The following is a 1,620-nucleotide window of genomic DNA, read 5'->3' as shown; positions in this document are numbered from 1 at the left end:
GAATGTTGAAAACCGTCTTGAACCCTAGCTCCTTTCTTATTGGCGCGACAGTTTTCATTGCAGGGTGGTATGCAGGCGCGTAGAGAAACGCAATTCCGATTGTCTCAAGCTGAGTTTTTGCCTCTAAGGGGTCTGTTAGGATTTTTACGCCAAGCGCCTCCAGAACATCCGCACTGCCGCTTTGGCTTGTTGCAGCCCTGTTGCCGTGCTTTGCAACGCAGGCCCCTGCCCCGGCAGCCACAAGCGCGGCGCATGTCGATATGTTGAATGTCCTGCTTGAATCCCCCCCAGTGCCGCACGTGTCAACAAGATGCATGGAGCTTGCATTGATTTTGATTGAACTTTCCCTCATTGCCATTGCAAGCCCGATTATTTCCTGCGCGGTTTCTCCCTTGACTTTCAGGGCAGTCAAAAATGCCGCTATTTGGGACGGATTTGCCTTGCCTTGCATGATTTGCCCGAGTGCGAACTTTGACTCCTCGCTGCCCAAGTCCCTTTTTGCAAGAAGCGAGTCGAGTATTTGATTGAAGTCAGTTGCTTTTTTCATTGACGCCACCAAGTTATTGCAAGTAAATCCAAAGTAATGTTTGTTGCACAGTTAATGATTCTATTGGCTTTCTCCGTTCCCTCTTGCAATGTTGAGAAAATTTGAAAATATTTTCAGGCCGCCCTGGCTTAGTATGGCTTCCGGATGGAACTGAACCCCGTAAATCTTCAGGGATTTGTGCACTACTGCCATAATTGCATTGTCATCAAGGCTTCTTGCAGTCACTTCAAGGCACGCAGGAAAAGTTTTTTCATCGCCAACAAGCGAATGGTAGCGCATTACCTTGAGCGGATTGCTCACGCCCGAAAAAATCCCCGAACCGTCATGTTTTATCATGCTTGGCTTGCCATGCATGGGTTTTTTTGCCCTTATCACAGTGCCCCCAAAGGCGCAGATTATTCCCTGGTGGCCAAGGCAGACTCCAAGTATTGGGGTGCTTTTTCCAAAGCATTGGATTGCCTGCATGCATACCCCAAAGTCCCTTTTGTTGCTTGGGTCTCCAGGGCCAGGTGAAATGACAATGCCATCGTATCCTTGCCTGCCTATTTGCTCAAGTGTAATTTTGTCGTTTCTGAAAACCTCGACTGTGCACCCAAGGCTTGAAAGGTACTGGTAGATGTTGTAGACAAACGAATCAAAGTTGTCAATCAAAAGGATTTTCATAAAGCCCACCTTCAAGTCATGGCGAGATTTTGTTTTGAGGCATCATGGCGCTTTGCCCGCTCACCCCAAGCGCGTGGAGCAGGGCCTTTGCCTTGTTTTCGGTTTCCTCATACTCATTTTCAGGCACGCTGTCATACACTATGCCAGCGCCAGTCTGCACGTATGCATTTTTTGAATCGGCAAAAAGCGTCCTTATGCCCAAGGCAAAGTCGGAGTTGCCGTTTGCCGAAAAATACCCTACTGCCCCAGCATAAGGCCCGCGGCGCATCTTTTCAAGCTGGTAAATGATTTCTATTGCCCTGACTTTTGGCGCGCCAGAAACCGTCCCAGCGGGGAATATTGACGAGAACACGTCAAACGAATCCTTGCCGCTGGCAAGCGTGCCTGCAACCTGCGAGCCAATGTGCATT

3 protein-coding genes are annotated in these 1,620 nt (G+C 49.1%); all 3 read right to left on the bottom strand.

Translation table 11 applies throughout. From position 1 onward, the window contains the following. A partial coding sequence (trpD, locus tag FJZ26_05945) for an anthranilate phosphoribosyltransferase (GenBank protein MBM3229950.1) occupies positions 1-547 on the bottom strand: 547 nt, incomplete at its 3' end. Between the two features lie 60 nt (positions 548-607). Next, entirely contained in the window at positions 608-1,210 is a 603-nt protein-coding gene (locus FJZ26_05940) for an aminodeoxychorismate/anthranilate synthase component II (GenBank protein ID MBM3229949.1), read from the bottom strand. A gap of 16 nt (positions 1,211-1,226) precedes the next feature. Next, a partial coding sequence (locus FJZ26_05935) for an anthranilate synthase component I (GenBank protein MBM3229948.1) occupies positions 1,227-1,620 on the bottom strand: 394 nt, incomplete at its 5' end.

Source organism: Candidatus Parvarchaeota archaeon (assembly GCA_016866895.1).
Classification (GTDB): Archaea; Micrarchaeota; Micrarchaeia; order Anstonellales; family VGKX01; genus VGKX01.
This window is presented reverse-complemented; position numbering and strand designations above follow the sequence as displayed.